Source organism: Burkholderia sp. WSM2232, from assembly GCF_000472545.1.
In the GTDB taxonomy this organism is placed as follows: Bacteria; Pseudomonadota; Gammaproteobacteria; order Burkholderiales; family Burkholderiaceae; genus Paraburkholderia.
Map to the genome: position 1 here is coordinate 49632 of NZ_AWZV01000014.1, position 19437 is coordinate 69068.

Genomic DNA, 19437 nt, shown 5'->3' on the forward strand with positions numbered 1-19437 from the left:
TCATCGCGGACTCGCACAAACCTGAACTCGTCGCTCACCTCTGCGTCCGTCGCGCGCTCCTCGTCTCACCCTCGTCACCGTCCGAGCTGGGCGCTCGCTGCCTCTTCAGCGGACGGTTTGCCCCGCGCCCCGCTCTGCCACGGGTGGCGCTTCGGCCAGCACCGTTCGCCGACGTGCAAGACGCCCACGGCACCACGTGAGCACCGGCCGCTCGACGCAATGCCACGAGAGCGCCGCGCACAGCAGGATCACCGGCGCGGCGATCAGCACAGCCGTCACATGGTTCAACTGCGGCGCGAGACTGGCCACGCATTGCTGCACCATGAAGCCATACAGGTAGATGCCATACGAGTAATCATGGCGCGGCACGAACCGCCGCATGAGCGGCGTCGTCCCCACCCACAGCACGGCGTACACGAATGCCAGGTAGAACAGCGGTTGCGCACCCGCCGTATCACGGAACACCAGGAACACCATCGTGAAAGCGAGCGCCGCCAGACCGTTGATACTGATGCGCTCGCGCAAGCCATACAGCAGCATGCCGAGCATGAAGAACGGCTCCGGCCAGAACGAGTAGCCGCCGGGTGTTTCGCTGAAATCGCGCAAACCGATCTGCACAAGCGGCAGCGAATGCGGCGTCAGATGCGGCGGCAAATGCACACGCAATACGAAAGCGGCAATGCCGAGCGCCGCCGCCAGCACCGTGCCGCGCGGGCTCGACAGAAGCCCGAGCATGCCGGTCACGAGCACGATCAGATAACAGCGCACTTCGATCGGCAGCGTCCACAGCGGCCCGCACACCGAGACGGGAAAGCGGTTGTGCTCGAACACGCCCGGCAGCGCCCAGCCGGTTTTCATCACGATGGTGGAGAAGTTGTCCAGGTTCAACCAAGTCATGCCGGAACCGAAATACTCGCGCAGCGGCAGCGTCGTGAACAGCGGCCCGACGACGAACACCGTCACCAGCGAGCCGAGCGCCACTGCCGGCCACAGGCGTGCGATGCGCAGCACCGCAAAGCGCGGCACCGAGCGTTGACGGTCGAAGCTCGCGGTCACCAGCATGCCGCTCAACAGAAAGAATGCATACACGCCGAGCGCGCCGAAACCGTCGAAACCGAGCGCGTTCTCAACCCAGTCGCTCGTGCCATCCGGCGCCTGCAGCAGGTACGAATGGCCATATACGACGGACACGGCGGCCACGAGCCGCACGAGGTCGAAGTTGTTGCCGTTGCGCGATAGAGCGTGCGAAAGCGGATGCATCTATACCTCTGGCAGGAAAGCGTCGCAACGCGTCGCTGCAGTTGCTGTGCGTTTCACCCGGTAATCGGGCGAGAGACACGTCAGCATGCGGCGCGGCACCATTTCGCACCGTTCGCTTTCGCACAAAAGCGCCGCGGGCCGCCACATCTGGTAATTTGTATGCCGACGATTGGAATCGGCCTGGCCGCCCCAATAATGTCCATGTCAGGTGCCCGATGGCGCTGCCGCGCGCGCCGCGCCGCGCACCGGTTAAAGTACCGAATACCCGTTCACCCGCGTCAGACAGGAAGCCTCATGTCCACTACCGTCTCGAATCACGACAATCCGCTCCTCGATTTCTCCGACCTGCCGCGCTTTGGCGAAATCCGCCCCGAACACGTCACGCCCGCGCTCGACGTGCTGCTCGCCGATGCGGCGGCCGCCGTCGAGCGCGCGGCCGCGCCCATCACGCCTGCTTCGTGGACCGATGTGGTCGAGCCCGTCGAGCGCGCCACCGAACCGCTGTCGCGCGCGTGGAGCATTGTCGGCCATCTGAACGCGGTCGCGGACACGCCCGAACTGCGTGCCGTGTATGGCGAAAACCTGCCGCGTGTCACCGAGTTCTGGTCGAGCGTCGGACAGAATCTCGCGTTGTATGAGAAGTACAAGGCGCTGAATGCGAGTGACGAATTCGCTTCGCTCACGAGCGAGCGCAAAAAGATTCTCGCCAATGCGCTGCGCGATTTCCGCCTGTCCGGTGCTGAACTGCCTGAAGACCAGAAGCCGCGTTTTGCCGAATTGCAGGAACGCCAGGCGGCGTTGTCCAAAGCGTTTTCGGATCACGTGCTGGATGCGACCAATGCTTATGCATATTTCGTCGAAGCCCGCAACGGCGCGGAGCAGGCCGAACTGGCAGGCCTCCCCGAAGACGTGATTGAAGCCGCGAAAGAAGCGGCCGAACGCGAAGGCAAGACCGGCTACAAATTCACGCTGCATTTCCCGTCGTATTTTCCGGTCATGCAGTACTCGGAGAACCGTCCGATGCGCGAGGCGATGTACCGTGCGTATGTGACGCGTGCGTCCGAACTTGGTCCGCAATACGGCAACGGCAAGCCCGAATGGGACAACACGTCCGTGCTCGCAGAACAGTTGAAGCTGCGCGCGGAAGAAGCGCATATGCTCGGCTACAGGAACTTCGCCGAAGTCTCGCTCGCGCCGAAAATGGCCGAGTCGCCGGAACAGGTCATGGCTTTCCTCGAAGACCTCGCCACGCGCGCACGCCCCCATGCGGAGCAGGACTGGAAAGAGTTGCGCGAATTCGCAGCGGGCGAGCTCGGTCTTGCCGACCTGCAACCCTGGGACATGACGTTTGCCGCCGAACGCCTGCGTCAGAAGCGTTATTCGTTTTCCGAAAACGAAGTCAAGCAGTACTTCCCGGAAGACGCGGTATTCAAAGGCCTTTTCAAGGTGACCGAGACGCTTTTCGGCGTGCGCATTCGCCGCGACGAAGCGGCAGTCTGGCATCCGGACGTGCGCTTTTTCCGCGTCGAGAATCAGGACGGCGGCCTCGTCGCGCAGTTCTATCTCGACCTGTACGCACGAGAAGGCAAGCGCGGCGGCGCGTGGATGGACGACGCGCGCGGCCGTCACAAGCATACGCACGGCGGCGTGCAAACGCCGGTTGCGTATATCACCTGCAACTTCTCGGCGCCGGTCGGCGGCAAGCCCGCCTGCTTTACGCACGACGAAGTGATCACCCTCTTCCACGAATTCGGCCATGGGCTGCATCACATGCTCACGCGTGTCGACGAGCTCGGCGTGTCGGGCATCAACGGTGTCGAGTGGGACGCCGTTGAACTGCCGTCGCAATTCATGGAGAATTTCTGCTGGGAGTGGGACGTGCTCTCCGACATGACGTCGCACGTGGAAACCGCAAAGCCGCTGCCGCGCGAACTGTTCGACAAGATGCTCGCCGCGAAGAATTTCCAGAGCGGACTCGGCACGTTGCGGCAGATCGTGTTCTCGATGTTCGACATGCAATTGCATACCGGCTTCGACGCGAGCGGCGCGAAGAACGCGACCCAACTTGCGAGCGAGATCAACGAGCGCTTTCACGTCGTGCCACAAGCGCCCTTCTCGCGTTGGCCCAATACGTTCAGCCATATTTTCGCGGGCGGTTATGCGGCGGGCTACTACAGCTACAAGTGGGCCGAGGTGCTGTCCGCCGACGCCTATGCGGCATTCGAAGAAGCGGCGCAGTCAGCAAGCGGCAGCGTACTCGACCAGACGACCGGCATGCGCTATCGCAAGGAGATTCTGGAAGTGGGCGGCAGCCGCCCGGCAATGGAATCGTTCAAGGCGTTCCGTGGACGCGAGCCGAACATCGACGCGTTGCTGCGCCATAACGGCATGGCGCCCGGTGCGACGCATTGATCGGATGGCGTGAACTGCTGAGGTAAAGGGCGCGGCACGGGTTCTCGTGTGCCCGCGCCGCAAGGAGAAAGCCGGTGTTCCGCGCGAGCGGGCACCGGCTTTTTGTTTGCCTGTGAGCTTTTGTGCGATCGTGCTTGTGCGCTTTGTCGGCTGCGTGCGCTTTATGCGCCGCGTCCGCTTTGTCCGCTTTGTCCGCTTTGTCCGCTTTGTCCGCTTTGTCCGCTTTGTCCGCTGCGCCCGCTTTGTCCGCTGCGCGCGGCACTCAATCGCGATGCAGCTTGAAATCAACCTCCGCAGGGCGCCCTTCCAGCGACAGCGCGGCGCGCGCCGCCGGTGCGCGGCTCACCACTTTGCCACGGCTAATCACGGCGAGACGCGCCGCGCGCAGGCGGATCGCCTCCACGGGGTCGCGCGCATCGAGCAGCACGAGATTCGCGGCGCAGCCGGGCGCAACGCCGTAGTCTTGCAGACCGAGAATGCGCGCGCCGTTTGCCGTCACCGCATCGAAGCATGCGTGCATGCCTTCCACGCCCGTCATCTGCGCGACGTGCAAGCCCATGTGCGCGACCTCGAGCATGTCGCCTGAGCCGAGGCTATACCACGGGTCCATCACGCAATCGTGACCGAACGCGACGTTGATGCCCGCCGCCATCATCTCCGGCACGCGGGTCATGCCGCGTCGTTTCGGATAGGTGTCGCTGCGTCCCTGCAACGTGATGTTGATGAGCGGATTCGCGATGGCCGACACGCCCGATTCGCGCATCAGCGGTAACAGCTTGCTCACGTAGTAGTTGTCCATGGAATGCATCGACGTGAGATGCGAACCCGTTACGCGCCCCTGCAAACCGAGACGCAACGTTTCGGCCGCGAGCGTTTCGATGTGACGCGAGAGCGGATCGTCGGACTCGTCGCAATGCATGTCCACGCGCAAGCCCTGCTCCGCCGCGTACTCGCACAACATGCGCACTGATTGCGCGCCGTCGGCCATGGTGCGCTCGAAATGCGGAATGCCGCCGACCACGTCGACGCCCAATGCGATGGCGCGCTTCAGGTTCTCGAAAGCACCCGGACTGCGCAGTACGCCGTCTTGCGGAAAGGCCACGAGTTGCAAGTCAAGATACGGCGCGACGCGGCGCTTCACTTCGACGAGCGCCTCGACGGCGAGCAGGCGCGGATCGCATACATCGACGTGACTGCGGATCGCCAGCAGCCCGCGCGCCACCGCCCAATCGCAATACTGCAGCGCGCGTTCGATCAGCGCCTCCTGCGTGAGCTGCGGCTTCAATTCGCCCCACAACGCAATGCCTTCAAGCAGCGTGCCCGACGCGTTCACGCGCGGCAGGCCATAGGACAGCGTGGCGTCCATATGGAAATGCGGATCGACGAAGGGCGGCGTGACGAGCGAGCCCGCGGCGTCGATTTCCTCGCGCGCGACGGCGGCCAGTCGTGCCTCTACGGCGACGATGCGCCCTGCTTCGATGCCGATGTCTACCGCATGCCTCGTTTGCCGCGCGAAGCGCGGCGGCAGCATCGCGCGGCGGATGATCAGGTCCATATCCCGCTCCTTGTTGTGGGCGTTGGCGTCGTGACTGATGACGATTCTAGCGGCGTCAGAAAGGCGGCGCGGGGTTTTGTTGGGGATTCTGCGGCGCTACGTGCGGTATTGCCTGCACAGGCTGGACCTGGTGTTCCGTACCGGCGGGCACGACGAAATCCGTATCGGCAACGTGGGCGGCAGCGCGCCTATACTCGGCTCATTGTTACGGGTTCGGGTGTGCGCAGATGAAAACGATAGGTGTGATTGGCGGAATGAGCTGGGAATCCTCCGCCGAGTATTACAGGCTGCTGAACCGTCACGCCAAGGCGCGCTTGGGCGGCCATCACAACGCCCGCAGCCTGATGCTGACCGTGGATTTCGCACGAGTCGAAGCCGACCAGCGTGCCGGCGCATGGGACGCACTCGGCGAGCAGATGGCCGACGCCGCACGCCAACTGGAGCGCGGCGGCGCGCAACTCGTGATGCTTGCCACGAACACCATGCATCGCGTGTATGAATCGATTGAACGGGCCATTCACGTGCCGTTTCTGCATATCGCCGATCCGACCGGCAGCGCGTTGCGCGCCGCGGGCGTCGAGCGGGTCGGCCTGCTCGGCACGCGCTATACGATGGAGCAGACGTTCTACACGGGGCGGCTGCGCGAGCGCTACGGCCTGGACACGCTGGTACCGGATGAAGCGGACCGCGCCCACGTGCATCGCATCATTTACGACGAGCTGTGTCATGGCGACGTGAAGCGCGAATCGCGCGGGGTGTATCAAGGTGTGATCGAATCGCTGCGTGAGCGCGGGGCGCAGGCAGTGATTCTTGGCTGCACAGAAATCACGTTGCTGATCAAGCCGGAACATTCCGTCCTGCCTGTTTTCGATACCACGGCGTTGCATGCGCAAGCGGCGGTGGAATGGGCGATTGGGGGGTGATTTGAGCGGACGGAGCGTGGTGGGGGACTGAGGCAATGACACGCATCCGAGATTGTGCGCAGCGCTGCGGCTAGCAGAACTGCGCACACATAGTGCCGCTCGATCGCTGAGGACGCCATGAGCACTGGCATGCGTTGCCGAACGACATTCGCGCGTGGAGCGGGCGCAGTCGGCATGTCCCCTACCGACCGGCGGCAATTCACTGCGTCAACCGATTAGATGCCGGCGGGCGGATGGGTGTGGCGCGGACTGTGGCCGGGGTGCAAGCGCGACTCGATGTTCAAGGCTCTAACGAAATTCCACCGAAGCGGGGCCGGGACTATCTCGAGCTCTTATAAAAAAGCTCAGCCAAAGCAACGCCAATTTACTGCTCGTCGCAACAGTTGTTGGGACAGCCGGGACTTACTTCGACGATGACTTCGCGGCTATCACTGTGGACCTGTCCTGGACTGCCTGTCGGATAAACCTGTGTCTTGATCTGCAACGGCGCATTCACCAATCCGTCTTCGAGTGCTTCCGTGGCGACAGCAACTGCACGGCGCATGGCTAGCTCCTTCGGTGCGCGTTCACCTGACTCTGCACTACCTACGATCGTTATCCAGTTCTGGATCGCATATTTCGAATTAGTCATCGCTACCCATCTGCGAAGGTGTTTCCTCTCATATTCAGAGACCTTGGCGCCGTTACTTTCGAAAGCAATCTGTACCTGCTCAGGCGGCAAGTTCATCGAACCGTTGCATTCTGCTCTGGCAGTCAGCCCGTAACCAAGTGCCAGAGCTACCATCGTATATTGAATACCCTTTATGCTGATCATGGAAAGCTTTCTATTGGGTGGCAAAAAGCGGTTCACCATACACAACATATCCTGCCAGCGTGTCGGCGTTACGGAGCGCTTCGTCCGGATTATTGCGGGCCCATTCGGCGGCTGTTGGGTCCAGGCCGTACCTCCGGTCACCGCTGCCGAACGTATCGGAGAAGTGCGTTACTTCGTGAATTAGTGTGGACAGGCGTGAATCGCCAAACATGTTCTGGTCGCGGAGGCCATTGCAAAATTTCATGCCGATACTTATTAGCCTGCGTTCCGTGTTAGGCCCGCATACGTGCGCAGCTTCTCGATCGACATTCTTTAAATTTGGCATGCAGCCCAGCATTCTGTCCAAATCGGGGTCGCTTCGTACGAGACAAGCCGGCGTCAAATCTCGGAGGGCGGCCAAGTGGCGGGAAAATCCCGCAAGCAGGTATTGACGCGTACTATCATCCGTTCGATTGAACCAGTACATCATCCGTTGTTTTGTCGCGGCATCATTGCGATTCAGGTCTCCAATCCGGCGCTCGACCAGAGTAACAGCCCAACCTAGCAGGCGTTTTGCTATCACGCGGAATTCGTTGTCGGTCATATTCGGGCAAATCGGTGTGACGTCAATCGTTACATGGACCATCGATCCCGGATTCGTGTTTGTGACCGCAGTAGAGTGAACTTCGAACCATTCTTCGTTCTGGTGCGCGTCGAATTGATACTTGTTGTCGTTTCCAAAGTTACGCATCTTTGTGTGCCCCCTTCAATACAGAGTTCGGCAGGCGCATGTCTTCGTCAATTGCATATGCAGTTGACCGCAGCAACGCGCATCACACTGCTCCGATAATTTCGAGTGTTAAACGTCGCGCGTCTTCGGTCGCGATTCGTTGGGTGCGTCCTCCAGAGTCCGTGGTGCCGCTAGCTACAACTGCCGATCCCACGCTCACGCGATAGCGCACGTTCGACAACGGCTGGCCGTCCGTATCCTTTAGTGTGTACTGCTGATCGTACACAAATGCTTTCGGCGTCTGCTCGACTGTATATCTCTCTTCGTTTTCTGAATAGAATGCGTTGGAACCGCTCGCCGCAAGAACACGATTTTTCCCGCATGGACACAACACCCAATCCATGTCTCGCACTAGCGCATCGCCGTTGTTCATCCAGCCTGTGGCTGTTCCTGCTATTTCCCAAGCACCTTTACAGTAACCACATGTCGCCTTGTTTCCACTTCGCGCGTACGCCTTGCCTCCCTCGTTGAAGAAGTCGCTATAGGCCATTATTTGGCCGCCTGTAGTCGTGCGGTCGCCGTCGGCTGCAAGTCGATCAAACATTAGCATTCCCTGGAGGTTTGGTACAAAGGTTTGTCAAGTTCCGCGCGTCGACCCTCGCTAGCGCACGCATGTGCGCTTGCGTTCCTGCTGTTCCGGCATTCGCCATCCTCCCGGGAGACACGAACGCCAGCAATGGAACGTGGGCGAGTGATCGGCGCGGACATAGCTGCGGCTGCGTTTGCCGATCATGACGGACCGCTTGGCGAAGCCCATCAGAGAAATCCGAAAAAGGCCTCGGACAGGAAAATAAAGGCCAGGTCACCACACAGCGATAATTCTTGTGCCATTTGTGAATCAGACGCTCGCTGCTGTGCCTGCTAACAGAAGCCCGCGCAATGCGGGCTTTTCGTGTCCAGGTTTTCCGGCGTCCCTTTGCATGCGAGACCCTGTACTGCGGCCAAGCGGCCGCCCAGCGTGACATGCTGCGACACGCCGTCGAGCGTGGCGGCATGTCATCGTTGCGGGCGCTGCACCAGGACACTATGAGAGCGGACGTTGCTGACCGGGAACGATCCGATCACGCAGGTTTCACACGCACGACGCCAGCTCGGCCGCCTCCGCCACTGCCGCAGGCATTGGTCGTCGTCGCCTATGCTCGCTGTTCACGCAAATACTCACAGGCTCGCGGTGCTGTTTCCGTGCCTATTCGAGTTCCGCATGTAAGATGCGATGCGAGCAACTTTTGAACATGTCGCACGATTGCTCACGGGCGCACGGCGAATGAACGTCTGAACCGCGCTACCGTCGCGAATGCATCGACACGCACGAATGAAACTACGGAAAGTAAGCCTCACGGAACGCTGGCGGCTTGCATCGAGCCACCCTGGCCGCGCATATCGCGACCATCCAACCGGTGGGTCACCGGCCGACGGTCGAGCGCTTCAACCGTGCGAGCACGCGCATTAATGCCCTGTTACGGGAGGTTGGGATGGCGTGGGTCAATGCGCGACAGCGTCAAACGATTGACGGGGAAGGCAGCGTGACGTGTCCTGGTCTTTTCGTATTCGCGACGCCGCGCGCCAACCGGTACAGACACATATAGCGAGGCAAAACAGACAGACACAAAAAAACCCGCTCAAGGCGGGTTCATTTTTCGTGCATGTCAGCAATAAACACGGCGATTGTCCTGACAGCAAACTCAGGCAATCACTCCGGATTCAGGAAACCGTCTACATGCACTACGGCGATTGGTTGCGGGGACAGGATTTGAACCTGTGACCTTCGGGTTATGAGCCCGACGAGCTGCCAGACTGCTCCACCCCGCGTCAGAGAAAAGAGATTGTATAGGGACGCGGGTAAAACGTCAAACAATCGCACACGAATTCTGCGTGAAGCACGCAAGGGCGCAAGCCGGCACCGGCGCGCTCAAAGATCCTGAACCGTCGCGCCCTCGATCTTGCCGTCGATAATATCCGCACCGTACTGGCTCGCGCTGCGCTTGGCCACGCCGAAGTCCGCAAACGTGACCGGCAGCACGAGACGAAACACGCGGCTCGCCTTCGACCCGCTAATCGCGCCCGGCCGACACACGCGCACTGCGACGTCATAGCCTTCGGCATCACGCTTGTGACCGTCGAACTTGCCGAATTCCCGCGAAAAAACCAGCGGGTGCACTTCGAAGTCCTTATAAATCGCCGGGTAAGTTCGAGCCATGATGCCCTCCGCTGCACGCTGGTGCCTGAGTAGTCAAACTGTGAGTGTGATCCCTACTATACGCCGCGCGTGGCACACACCGGCTTTTTATTTTCAGTCGGCCATGCGCGCCCTCGCCGCGCGAAAATCGTCTGCCGCGCGTACACGCTGGTAAGCTACGGCTCCTGCGCCATTCAGCCCGAGAATTTCCCGTGAAAATCGCTACCTGGAACGTCAACTCTCTCAAGGTCCGCCAACAGCATGTGATCGACTGGCTCGAAACGAGCCGCACCGACGTGCTATGTCTTCAGGAACTGAAACTCCCCGACGAGAAGTTTCCGCGCGCGGAGCTGCAAGAGAAAGGCTACCGGAGCTGGTTCGCGGGCCAGAAAACGTACAACGGCGTAGGCATCCTCGTTCGCGAAGGAATCAGCGTCGACGAAACCACCATCGTGCGAAACATTCCGGGCTTTGACGACTTGCAGCAGCGCGTGGTGGCCGCGACGGTCGACGGCGTGCGCATCATCTCCGCCTATTTCCCGAACGGCCAGGCGCCCGGCACCGACAAATTCGCCTACAAGCTGCGCTGGCTCGCTGCGCTGCACGACTGGGTCCAAAGCGAAATGGCGCTGTATCCAAAGCTCGCGCTGCTTGGCGACTACAACATCGCACCGGACGACCGCGACGTGCACGATCCCAAGGCGTGGGAAGGCCAGAATCTGGTGTCGCCCGAAGAACGCGCGGAGTTCGTGCGCTTGACCGAGCTGGGCCTTGTCGACGCGTTCCGTCAGTTCGAGCAGCCCGAAAAAATCTACTCGTGGTGGGACTACCGGATGATGGCGTTTCGCCGCAACGCGGGTCTGCGTATCGACCACATCCTGCTGTCGAGGCCGCTTGCCGAAACCTGTACGTCATGCGAAGTCGACAAGGTGCCGCGCAAGTGGGATCAGCCGTCGGATCACGCCCCGGTCGTCGCGCAGCTCGGCTGATAGACCTCAAGCCGAAACGGCCAGCGTCTCCCACAAGAATCCGAACACCATCGCATCATGCTCGGCCTGCTCCAGTTCGTCGGAGCCGCCGTGACCGCCTTCGGTGTTCTCGCGATACCACACGTTGTCCACGCCAAGCGCCTGCATGCGCGCGGCCATCTTGCGCGCATGGCCGGGATGCACGCGGTCGTCGGCGCTCGAGGTGGTGAACAGCACCGGCGAATACTTCACTCCCGCCGACACCCGGTGATAGGGCGAGTAAGCGGCAAGCACGCGCGCGTCGTCGGGATTGTCAGGATCGCCGTATTCGTCGATCCATGAAGCACCCGCATGCAACAGGTGATAGCGGCTCATGTCGAGCAGCGGCACTTCGCAGACCACGGCGCCGAACAGCTCAGGCCGCTGCACCATGCACGCCGCCACCAGCAGCCCGCCGTTGCTGCCGCCCTGAATGCCGAGTTGCGCGGCACTCGTCACGCCGCTTGCCACGAGCGCTTCGGCCACCGCGATGAAATCGTCGAACGCGCGCTGCCGATGCCGGGCTTGCGCCGCCGTATGCCAGCGCGTGCCGAACTCGCCGCCGCCGCGTATGTGCGCGACCACGTACACGCCGCCGCGCTCGAGCCAGCCAATGCCCTGCCCCGTCAGGTAGCTCGGCAGCAAAGGAATCGCGAAGCCGCCATAGCCGCTTAACAGGCACGGCCGCGCGTGCGGGGCGGCGCCCGGCTGTTCTGTCTTGTCTGCGTGCTCAGCGGCCTGCATCTCGCGCGGCCCAATCACCGTGTAAGGCACACGTGTACCGTCCGCCGAAACGGCATGGCCGCGCGTCACCGCGAAGCGCGTCGCGTCGAATTGCGTCGGCCAGCGGTCGAGCAACTCCCAGTCGTTGAGATCATCGCGGGCAAGATCCGCGAGCCAATACGCCGGCGGTTGCAGGTAGTCGTCGGTATCGACGAACACCTCGTCATTCAGCGTCGACTCCACCGGGGAAACCTCCGCCTGGCCGTCCTCGCGCGACGGGAAAACGCGCTCATGCCACTGCCATGTGCCGTCGGCGGATTGTGTCGGCGCAAACAACAGGGTTTTGTTCTGCACGTCTTCGAGATACGAGACGATGAGCTGGCTGCGCGTATGGGTCCATTCGCACGCGGAAGTCTGCGACGTTGGCAGGAACAGCGGCGTGAGCTCACGCTCGCCACGCAGGAACGCGTCTTCGCGGATCGCCAGCAATGCGCCGCCTGGGTACACGTGATCATTGCAATGCCAGTCGAGGCGCGGCTCGAGCAACAGCCAACCGTGCCAGCCGCTCACCGCGACATGCGAGGGCACCTCGTAACGACGCCAGGCATCGGCGGCAACAGCGGCCTCCTTCGTTGTGTCGAGGTAATACGTGTGCGAGTCGAAGAAATCGACGCTGCTCACCACCGTATGCCGCTCTTCCACCGGATCGTAGTGTGCTTCCACGCCGATGTCGCTATACGCACCCCTGAACACCACCGGCGCGTCGGCGAGCGCCGTGCCGCGCGTCCAGCGCCGCACCTCGCGCGGATAACCGGAGCGCGTGAGGCTCTTGCGTCCATTGTCCCAGCCCACGTAAAGCGTGTCCCGGTTGATCCACGATGCGGTGTGCTTACCCGCCTTCGGGATCGCAAATCCGTCGTCGACGAAACGGCGCGCGTCGATATCGAACTCGCGCACCACCAGCGCGTCCGAGCCGCCCGGCGACATCGTGATCAACGCGCGATCGCCGTCGGGATAAAGAATATCGAGCTCGACACACATCCACGGCGTGCCTTCGGCCTCGCCCAGCGCGTCGAAGTCGATCAGGTTCTGCCAGTCGGGCTTGCCGCCGCGCCACGCTGCCCAACTGGTGCGCCGCCACAGACCTTTGGGGTTGCGCTCGTCCTGCCAGAGGTCGTACGCCCACTCTTTCCATCTGTCTGGAATAACCGGGCGTTCACGGGGCAAGTACGCATCGGCCAGCCGTTGCCGCAGCGTTTCGAATGGCGCGCCGCTGCACCACGCGACGCGCGTGCGGGCATTCTGCTGTTCGACCCATGCGAGAGCTTCGGGGTCGTCGAGCGCTTCGAGCCAGAGGAACGGATCGGGGGAAAGCGGCCAGGGTGAGGGAACGGCAGAAGCAGAAGGCATCGTAGGCTGTTGGAAGGAAACAGCGTTGATTATGCCTTGCCGGGTGAAGAGCCGCGGATGTGGTGCGGCCTGCGCCGCGATTCACACCCGCATGAGCGCTGCCGCCTGAACGCGAAGCCGCGCAGACAACGGCGGCCGACCGGACCACAACCAGGCCGGCCGCCGCATTCCAGCCAGGGGCGATCAGGGCTCGAGATTGAGTTCCTGAATCTTGCGCGTAATCGTGTTACGGCCAATGCCAAGACGCTCCGCCGCCTCTACCTTGCGCCCACGCGTGAAGTCGAGCGCCTCGCGAATCACTGCTGCTTCGAAACGGCGCGCGAGTTCGTCCATGACGTCCGCCGAATTCTCGCGCAACATGCGCGCGACTTCCGTGCGCAAGCCGCCTTCCCATGCGCTGACAGGCGCGGCGACCGGCATGCCCCCCGCCGGGCTCAGCTGCGCGGTCGGGCTCGCGCCATTGAGCGGCGCAGTCGCCGCGAGGCTTGCGTCCGCAGCGCCGATCACGGCGCCGCCACCGGCGAGATCCGTCGCGCCGGAATGAGCGGGACCGAGATCCGGCGGCAAGTCCTTGATCTCGATGGTCTGCGCAGGCGCCATCACCGTGAGCCAGTTAGCGAGGTTCTCCAACTGCCGCACGTTGCCCGGAAACGGCAGCGACGCGAGATAGGCGAGCGCTTCCTCGGACACGCGCTTCGGCTCCACGCCCAGGTCACGCGCGCTCTTTTGCAGAAAGTGTCGCGTGAGCAGCGGAATGTCCTCGCTGCGCTCGCGCAACGCCGGCAATCGCAGACGGATGACATTGAGGCGGTGATACAGGTCTTCGCGAAACAGCCCCTGACGCACGCGCGACTCGAGATTCTGGTGCGTCGCCGCGATCACGCGCACGTTCGCGCGCAGCGGATTGTGCCCGCCCACGCGATAGAACTGGCCGTCGGACAGCACACGCAGCAAGCGCGTCTGCAAATCGAACGGCATATCGCCAATTTCGTCGAGAAACAGCGTGCCGTTCTCGGCCTGTTCGAAGCGGCCCTGGCGCATCGCCTGCGCGCCGGTGAACGCCCCGCGCTCGTGACCGAATAGTTCGGATTCCAACAGATCTTTTGGAATTGCCGCGGTGTTCAGCGCAATGAAGGGACCGTTCGCGCGTGGGCTATGTCGGTGCAATGCACGAGCGACCAGTTCCTTTCCGGTGCCTGATTCGCCGGTAATGAGCACAGTTGCCGCGGAATGGGACAGGCGGCCGATCGCGCGAAACATGTCCTGCATCGCGGGCGCCTGGCCGAGCATTTCAGGTGCATCGGCGACGCGCTCGTCCCACGTCTGTTCGCCGCGCATGCTTTCGTCCACCGCGCGGCGGATCAACTCGACTGCCTTGTCGACGTCGAAGGGCTTCGCGAGATATTCGAACGCACCGCCCTGGAACGCGGCCACCGCGCTATCCAGATCGGAGAATGCCGTCATGATGATGACCGGCAAGCCCGGCACCTTGTCACGCACGGTTTGCAGCAATTCGAGGCCGGAGCCTCCGGGCATCCGGATGTCGGACACCAGCACCTGCGGGCTTTCGTGCTCGAGCGCCGCCGACGCCTCGCGCACATTTGCGAAGCTGCGCGTCGCGAAGTTTTCGCGAGCGAGCGCTTTTTCAAGCACCCAGCGAATCGATTGATCGTCGTCTACTATCCAGATCGGCTTCATATAGGTCTGTCAGAAGTCTTGAGATGCTTGCGATGTGCGCAGGCGTGTCAGTAGTCGAGCGGCAGCAGAATCTGAAACTCGGTATGGCCGGGCCGGCTTTCCACTTCGATCAGGCCGTCGTGTTGTTGCACGAACGTCTGCGCGAGCGTCAGACCGAGACCGCTGCCGTCCTCGCGCCCCGATACGAGCGGATAGAAAATGCGGTCACGAATGTCCTCGGGAATGCCCGGGCCGTTATCGACGATATGCAAGTCCAGTGCCAGCTTACATAAACGTTTCGAGATCGTGATCTTGCGCGCGATGCGCGTGCGCAACTCGATGCGCGCGTCGCCTTGCGAGATGCGTTCGCGCAATGCTTCGGCCGCGTTGCGCACGATGTTCAGCAGCGCCTGGATCAGTTGCTCCTTGTCGCCGCGCAGGTCGGGCACGCTCACGTCGTAATCGCGTTCGATAGTGAGGCCGCGCGGAAACTCGGCGAGAATCACCTGGCGCACACGCTCGCATACTTCGTGAATATTCACGTCGCCGACGATATGCGGATGACGGTGCGGCTCGAGCAAACGATCGACCAGCGTTTGCAGCCGGTCCGATTCCTTGATGATCACTTGCGTGTACTCGCGCAGCTCGTCGCGCTGCCGCTCTCCCAGTTCGAATTCGAGCAACTGCGCCGCGCCGCGAATGCCGCCGAGGGGATTCTTGATTTCGTGCGCGAGATTGCGAATGAGCTGCTTGTTGACCGCGGTGAGATCGTTGATGCGCTCTTCGCGGTCGGTGCGCAAATGCCGCTCGTTCTCGAACAGTTCCAGCAGCACATAGTCTTGCGCACTTTCCAGATAGCCGACAATCGCGTGCACGTGCAGCGGCTCGTGGCCAGGCCGCTCGAGTACGGCGTCCCGATGCGTCGCGTGGAAACGGTGCGCGGCAATCGCGGTGATAGTCGCGACGAGTTCGTCCGCATTCGAAAAGATGTCAGGCCACGCCATTTGCGTGAGCTGCTTGCGCGAGAGCTCGAGCATCGACTCCGCCGACGGATTCGCGAACGCCACCCGCAGCGTGCGCTTCTCGAGTATCAGCACGACGGTCGGCAGTGCCTCGAAGCCCTGCAACAGTCCGGAGGCGACTAGCTGTGCATCGTCCGACAGCGTCTCGACGTGCCCTTTTCTCGTCTTGATCAGATTCTTTAGAACCATCTTGCAGTCTGGCCGATAGGAGATGGTGGCAAATCCCTGCGCCGGTCTAACGAAAAAGGGACGGCGCCGCCGTCCCTTCGTGACCGATCGCGAGCGTCGGACAACGCGCTTCGCCGTTCAAAGGGCGAAGCGCCATTGCCGCTTACAGCGAGTAGTACATTTCGAATTCGATCGGGTGCACCGACTGACGATAACGTTGCAGCTCGTTCGTCTTCAGTTCGATGTACGCGTCGAGCATCGAATCCGTGAACACGCCGCCGCGAGTCAGGAATTCGCGGTCGCCGTCCAGCGCGTCGAGAGCCTGGTCGAGGCCGGCGCACACGGTCGGGATCTTTGCATCCTCTTCCGGCGGCAGGTCGTACAGGTTCTTGTCTGCGGCTTCGCCCGGGTGAATCTTGTTCTGGACGCCGTCCAGACCCGCCATCATCAGCGCGGAGAAGCACAGGTACGGGTTGGCCATCGGATCCGGGAAGCGCGTTTCGATACGGCGGCCCTTCGGATTCGACACGTGCGGAATGCGGATCGATGCCGAACGGTTGCGGGCCGAATAAGCCAGCTTCACCGGTGCTTCGAAGTGCGGCACGAGACGCTTGTACGAGTTCGTCGACGGGTTCGTGATCGCGTTCAGCGCGCGAGCATGCTTGATGATGCCGCCGATGTAGAACAGCGCGAATTCCGACAGGCCTGCGTAGCCGTTGCCCGCGAACAGGTTCTGGCCGTCCTTCCAGATCGACTGGTGAACGTGCATGCCCGAACCGTTATCGCCGACGATCGGCTTCGGCATGAACGTAGCCGTCTTGCCGTACGTGTGCGCGACGTTCTGAATGATGTACTTCATCTGCTGCAACCAGTCGGCGCGTTGCACGAGCGTCGAGAACTTGGTGCCGATTTCGTTCTGGCCCTGGCCCGCCACTTCGTGGTGATGCACTTCGACCGGAATGCCGATCTGCTCGAGCAGCAGACACATTTCCGAGCGCATGTCCTGGAACGTGTCGACCGGAGCGACCGGGAAGTAACCTCCCTTCGTGCCGGGACGGTGGCCGGTGTTGCCGCCTTCGAATTCCTTCGACGACGACCACGGTGCTTCTTCCGAACCGATCTTGACGAAGCAGCCCGACTGGTCCGTGTTCCACTGGACCGAGTCGAAAATGAAGAATTCCGGCTCCGGACCGAAGAAGGCGGTGTCGCCCAGACCCGAGCTCTTCAGATAGGCTTCAGCGCGCTTGGCGAGCGAGCGCGGGTCGCGCTCATAGCCCTTGCCGTCCGCCGGTTCGACGACGTCGCAGGTCAGCACGAGCGTGGACTCTTCGTAGAACGGATCGATGAAGGCCGTGTTCGCGTCCGGGACCAGCAACATGTCCGATGCTTCGATGCCCTTCCAACCGGCAATCGACGAACCGTCAAACGCATGGCCGCTTTCGAACTTGTCTTCATCGAATGCCGACACCGGCACCGAAACGTGTTGCTCTTTGCCGCGCGTGTCGGTGAAACGGAAGTCGACAAACTTGACGTCTTCGTCTTTGACGAGTTGAACGACGTCGGCCACGGATTTACTCATAACCTATCTCCTGATTAACGAATTCGGCGGGTTCAGCCGCCGCCCAATCTAGCTGACCCATCCCGGCGCGTCCACCCCTGTATCGTGAACAGCGAATGTGACGATTAGCCGGGGCAGATCGATCGGGACGAATTAAGCAGCAACCGTGCCATGCGTGCGCCAAGTCGGCGCGCCGCCACCTCACACGCGCTGTGGCGGGGAATGCGCGCACCGAAGGACATGCAGCCCTTATATCGCGAGCCCTACGCCAGCACCAAAGTGGGGCGTTTTGGGCGGCCCGCGTCTGCGGCCGTTTTATTTTGGTGCATGGCAGTGGAGATGCACCAGTTTAGGGCCTTGACGGTGCCGTCGTCGGCTTTCTTTTGCGGGGTTCCGGCAGTTCGGCAGGCACGGCGCGCTGCGCAAGCGCCGCGCTAAAATAGTCCTTTGACAAAGGAGACCGAGCCATGAGCACGCTGGAACAGCTGTACTCGCAAGCGGACAAACGCCGCACCGAAAACCAGTTGCCGTATGCCGGCGCGCTCTCGCCGGCCGAGGCGTTCGAGCTACTGCAACTCGATCCGCGCGCGCGTCTCGTGGATGTGCGCACGCGCGCCGAACTCGACTGGGTCGGCCGGCCGGTGATCGGCGATGGGCAGTACGCGCACGTCGAGTGGACGCGCTATCCGGGCGCGGTACCGAATCCGGAGTTCCTGCCTCAGCTGAGCGAGGTTGCGTCGCCCGATATGCCGGTGCTGTTTCTGTGCCGCAGCGCCGCGCGCTCGAAGCTCGCCGCCATCGCCGCGGCCCAGGCCGGCTTCTCGAAGGCCTACGACCTGCTGGAAGGATTCGAAGGCGACAAGGACGGCCAGGGGCATCGCAAGACCGTATCCGGGTGGTGCTTCCGCGGTCTGCCGTGGATCGGGGCTTGAGGGCTTGAGGGCTTGAGGGCTTGAGGGCTTGAGGGCTTGAGGGCTTGAGGGCTTGGGGGCTTGGGGGCTTGGGGGCTCGAGGACTGTAGGCTGATGGCTTGAGCGCTGTGGGTTCATCAGTAAGGCCAACCAGCCAGGCGCACCGGCCCGCCCTGGATTACGCTGATCGACCAAGCCAGGCCATCCCCCGTCGCTCACTCCCGCGGCTTTGCCGCCGCAGCCTCGTGCTCGACAATATCGCCGCCGAGCAGGTGCACCCCTTCGCGCAGCTTGACGAACGCCGCGGCTACCGCTTCCGGCTCGCCCTTCACGCCCAGGTCGATGTGATGACGCGCATAGACGCCGCCGCGCTCCGCGTCGCCCACGCTCGGCAAACTGAACACCCGCACGCCCGGGAAGTCCTGCTCGATCTTCTCCATGAGCGGCGTGAGACGCGACTCCGGCAATTCGAAAACCAGCAACGACTTCTCCGCGTGCGGCATCGCGTGGTGCAGATGCGCGTACTGCGTGTCGAGCACCCACTCGATCATCGGCCATGCCATGACCGGGAAACCCGGCACGAAGTAATGCTCGCGGATCGAGAAGCCAGGAATCTTGTTGTAGCCGTTCGGAATGATCTCCGCGCCTTGCGGGTACGTGCCCATATTCAGCCGATGCAGATTCTCCGGCGAGTTCAGGTCAAGCGGCGTGGTGGCCGTCGCCGGATACATGTCGCGGATGCGCTCCTGAATCAGCTTCTGCGCCTGCGGATGCAGTTGCAGCGGCACCCCGAGCGCGGCTGCCGCGCATTGACGCGTGTGGTCGTCGGGCGTGGCGCCAATGCCGCCCGTGGAGAATACGATGTCGCCGGACTCGAAAGTACGCCGCAGCGTCGCGGTAATGCGCTGGGGGTCGTCGCCGATGTACTCCGCCCAGCCGAGCGACAGCCCGCGCGCGCCGAGCAGTTCGATGACTTTCGGCAAATGCTTGTCGACGCGCCTGCCCGACAGAATTTCATCGCCGATGATGATGACGCCAAATGCCATTGCCGC

15 protein-coding genes and 1 tRNA gene are annotated in these 19437 nt (G+C 62.1%); 4 read left to right on the plus strand and 12 right to left on the minus strand.

Features of this window, described 5'->3' with window-relative positions:
* Positions 1 to 105 precede the first annotated feature (105 nt).
* Entirely contained in the window at positions 106 to 1260 is a 1155-nt protein-coding gene (locus F757_RS0114635) for an acyltransferase family protein (protein WP_027212050.1), read from the minus strand.
* Between the two features lie 294 nt (positions 1261 to 1554).
* Here F757_RS0114635 and F757_RS0114645 point away from each other — a divergent pair, with 294 nt between their 5' ends.
* Positions 1555 to 3672 (plus strand): M3 family metallopeptidase, encoded by a 2118-nt coding sequence (locus F757_RS0114645; RefSeq protein WP_027212051.1) that lies wholly within the window; start codon positions 1555 to 1557, stop codon positions 3670 to 3672.
* Between the two features lie 262 nt (positions 3673 to 3934).
* Here F757_RS0114645 and F757_RS0114650 read toward each other — a convergent pair whose 3' ends face one another.
* On the minus strand, positions 3935 to 5227 hold the full coding sequence (locus tag F757_RS0114650) for an amidohydrolase family protein (RefSeq protein ID WP_027212052.1): 1293 nt from the start codon (positions 5225 to 5227) through the stop codon (positions 3935 to 3937).
* Between the two features lie 227 nt (positions 5228 to 5454).
* Here F757_RS0114650 and F757_RS0114655 point away from each other — a divergent pair, with 227 nt between their 5' ends.
* A complete protein-coding gene (locus tag F757_RS0114655; protein ID WP_027212053.1) occupies positions 5455 to 6150 on the plus strand; it encodes an aspartate/glutamate racemase family protein in 696 nt (231 codons plus the stop codon).
* Positions 6151 to 6514: 364 nt separating this feature from the next.
* Here F757_RS0114655 and F757_RS0114660 read toward each other — a convergent pair whose 3' ends face one another.
* From F757_RS0114660 to F757_RS0114680, 5 genes are all read right to left on the minus strand, one after another.
* Entirely contained in the window at positions 6515 to 7003 is a 489-nt protein-coding gene (locus F757_RS0114660) for a hypothetical protein (protein WP_156923615.1), read from the minus strand.
* Complete coding sequence (locus F757_RS0114665) at positions 6975 to 7694, minus strand: M35 family metallo-endopeptidase (protein WP_027212055.1); 720 nt, start codon at positions 7692 to 7694, stop codon at positions 6975 to 6977. The genes F757_RS0114660 and F757_RS0114665 overlap by 29 nt, the downstream gene beginning before the upstream one ends.
* Before the next feature lie 82 nt (positions 7695 to 7776).
* Entirely contained in the window at positions 7777 to 8277 is a 501-nt protein-coding gene (locus F757_RS35795; protein WP_198021398.1) for a PAAR domain-containing protein, read from the minus strand.
* Positions 8278 to 9465: 1188 nt separating this feature from the next.
* Positions 9466 to 9542, minus strand: a tRNA-Met gene (locus F757_RS0114675).
* A 100-nt stretch (positions 9543 to 9642) separates the two neighbouring features.
* Complete coding sequence (locus F757_RS0114680; protein ID WP_027212056.1) at positions 9643 to 9930, minus strand: hypothetical protein; 288 nt, start codon at positions 9928 to 9930, stop codon at positions 9643 to 9645.
* A gap of 191 nt (positions 9931 to 10121) precedes the next feature.
* On the opposite strand from F757_RS0114680, the gene xth reads away from it, so the two are divergent.
* The gene (gene xth / locus F757_RS0114685) at positions 10122 to 10898 is read left to right on the plus strand and encodes an exodeoxyribonuclease III (RefSeq protein WP_027212057.1); all 777 of its coding nucleotides are present in this window, start codon (positions 10122 to 10124) and stop codon (positions 10896 to 10898) included.
* A gap of 6 nt (positions 10899 to 10904) precedes the next feature.
* Here xth and F757_RS0114690 read toward each other — a convergent pair whose 3' ends face one another.
* The 4 genes from F757_RS0114690 to glnA form a co-directional block, all read right to left on the minus strand.
* On the minus strand, positions 10905 to 13049 hold the full coding sequence (locus F757_RS0114690; RefSeq protein ID WP_027212058.1) for a prolyl oligopeptidase family serine peptidase: 2145 nt from the start codon (positions 13047 to 13049) through the stop codon (positions 10905 to 10907).
* A gap of 183 nt (positions 13050 to 13232) precedes the next feature.
* Positions 13233 to 14747, minus strand: a complete 1515-nt coding sequence (ntrC, locus tag F757_RS0114695; RefSeq protein ID WP_027212059.1) for a nitrogen regulation protein NR(I) — start codon at positions 14745 to 14747, stop codon at positions 13233 to 13235.
* Positions 14748 to 14794: 47 nt separating this feature from the next.
* Positions 14795 to 15937 (minus strand): nitrogen regulation protein NR(II), encoded by a 1143-nt coding sequence (glnL, locus tag F757_RS0114700; RefSeq protein WP_027212060.1) that lies wholly within the window; start codon positions 15935 to 15937, stop codon positions 14795 to 14797.
* Positions 15938 to 16079: 142 nt separating this feature from the next.
* Positions 16080 to 17495, minus strand: coding sequence for a type I glutamate--ammonia ligase (gene glnA, locus F757_RS0114705; protein ID WP_013338740.1), 1416 nt, complete (start codon positions 17493 to 17495; stop codon positions 16080 to 16082).
* Between the two features lie 446 nt (positions 17496 to 17941).
* Here glnA and F757_RS0114710 point away from each other — a divergent pair, with 446 nt between their 5' ends.
* A complete protein-coding gene (locus tag F757_RS0114710) occupies positions 17942 to 18406 on the plus strand; it encodes a rhodanese-like domain-containing protein (protein WP_027212061.1) in 465 nt (154 codons plus the stop codon).
* Positions 18407 to 18600: 194 nt separating this feature from the next.
* Here F757_RS0114710 and F757_RS0114715 read toward each other — a convergent pair whose 3' ends face one another.
* A complete protein-coding gene (locus F757_RS0114715) occupies positions 18601 to 19431 on the minus strand; it encodes a competence/damage-inducible protein A (RefSeq protein ID WP_027212062.1) in 831 nt (276 codons plus the stop codon).
* Positions 19432 to 19437: the final 6 nt, after the last annotated feature.

Excerpts from the sequence above, each read along its gene's own strand:
- F757_RS0114635 (WP_027212050.1), bottom strand. The coding sequence starts at position 1,260 with ATGCATCCGCTTTCGCACGCTCTATCGCGCAACGGCAACAACTTCGAC.
- F757_RS0114645 (WP_027212051.1), top strand. The coding sequence starts at position 1,555 with ATGTCCACTACCGTCTCGAATCACGACAATCCGCTCCTCGATTTCTCC.
- F757_RS0114650 (WP_027212052.1), bottom strand. The coding sequence starts at position 5,227 with ATGGACCTGATCATCCGCCGCGCGATGCTGCCGCCGCGCTTCGCGCGG.
- F757_RS0114655 (WP_027212053.1), top strand. The coding sequence starts at position 5,455 with ATGAAAACGATAGGTGTGATTGGCGGAATGAGCTGGGAATCCTCCGCC.
- F757_RS0114660 (WP_156923615.1), bottom strand. The coding sequence starts at position 7,003 with ATGGTGAACCGCTTTTTGCCACCCAATAGAAAGCTTTCCATGATCAGC.
- F757_RS0114665 (WP_027212055.1), bottom strand. The coding sequence starts at position 7,694 with ATGCGTAACTTTGGAAACGACAACAAGTATCAATTCGACGCGCACCAG.
- F757_RS35795 (WP_198021398.1), bottom strand. The coding sequence starts at position 8,277 with ATGTTTGATCGACTTGCAGCCGACGGCGACCGCACGACTACAGGCGGC.
- F757_RS0114680 (WP_027212056.1), bottom strand. The coding sequence starts at position 9,930 with ATGGCTCGAACTTACCCGGCGATTTATAAGGACTTCGAAGTGCACCCG.
- F757_RS0114690 (WP_027212058.1), bottom strand. The coding sequence starts at position 13,049 with ATGCCTTCTGCTTCTGCCGTTCCCTCACCCTGGCCGCTTTCCCCCGAT.
- ntrC (WP_027212059.1), bottom strand. The coding sequence starts at position 14,747 with ATGAAGCCGATCTGGATAGTAGACGACGATCAATCGATTCGCTGGGTG.
- glnL (WP_027212060.1), bottom strand. The coding sequence starts at position 15,937 with ATGGTTCTAAAGAATCTGATCAAGACGAGAAAAGGGCACGTCGAGACG.
- glnA (WP_013338740.1), bottom strand. The coding sequence starts at position 17,495 with ATGAGTAAATCCGTGGCCGACGTCGTTCAACTCGTCAAAGACGAAGAC.
- F757_RS0114710 (WP_027212061.1), top strand. The coding sequence starts at position 17,942 with ATGAGCACGCTGGAACAGCTGTACTCGCAAGCGGACAAACGCCGCACC.
- F757_RS0114715 (WP_027212062.1), bottom strand. The coding sequence starts at position 19,431 with ATGGCATTTGGCGTCATCATCATCGGCGATGAAATTCTGTCGGGCAGG.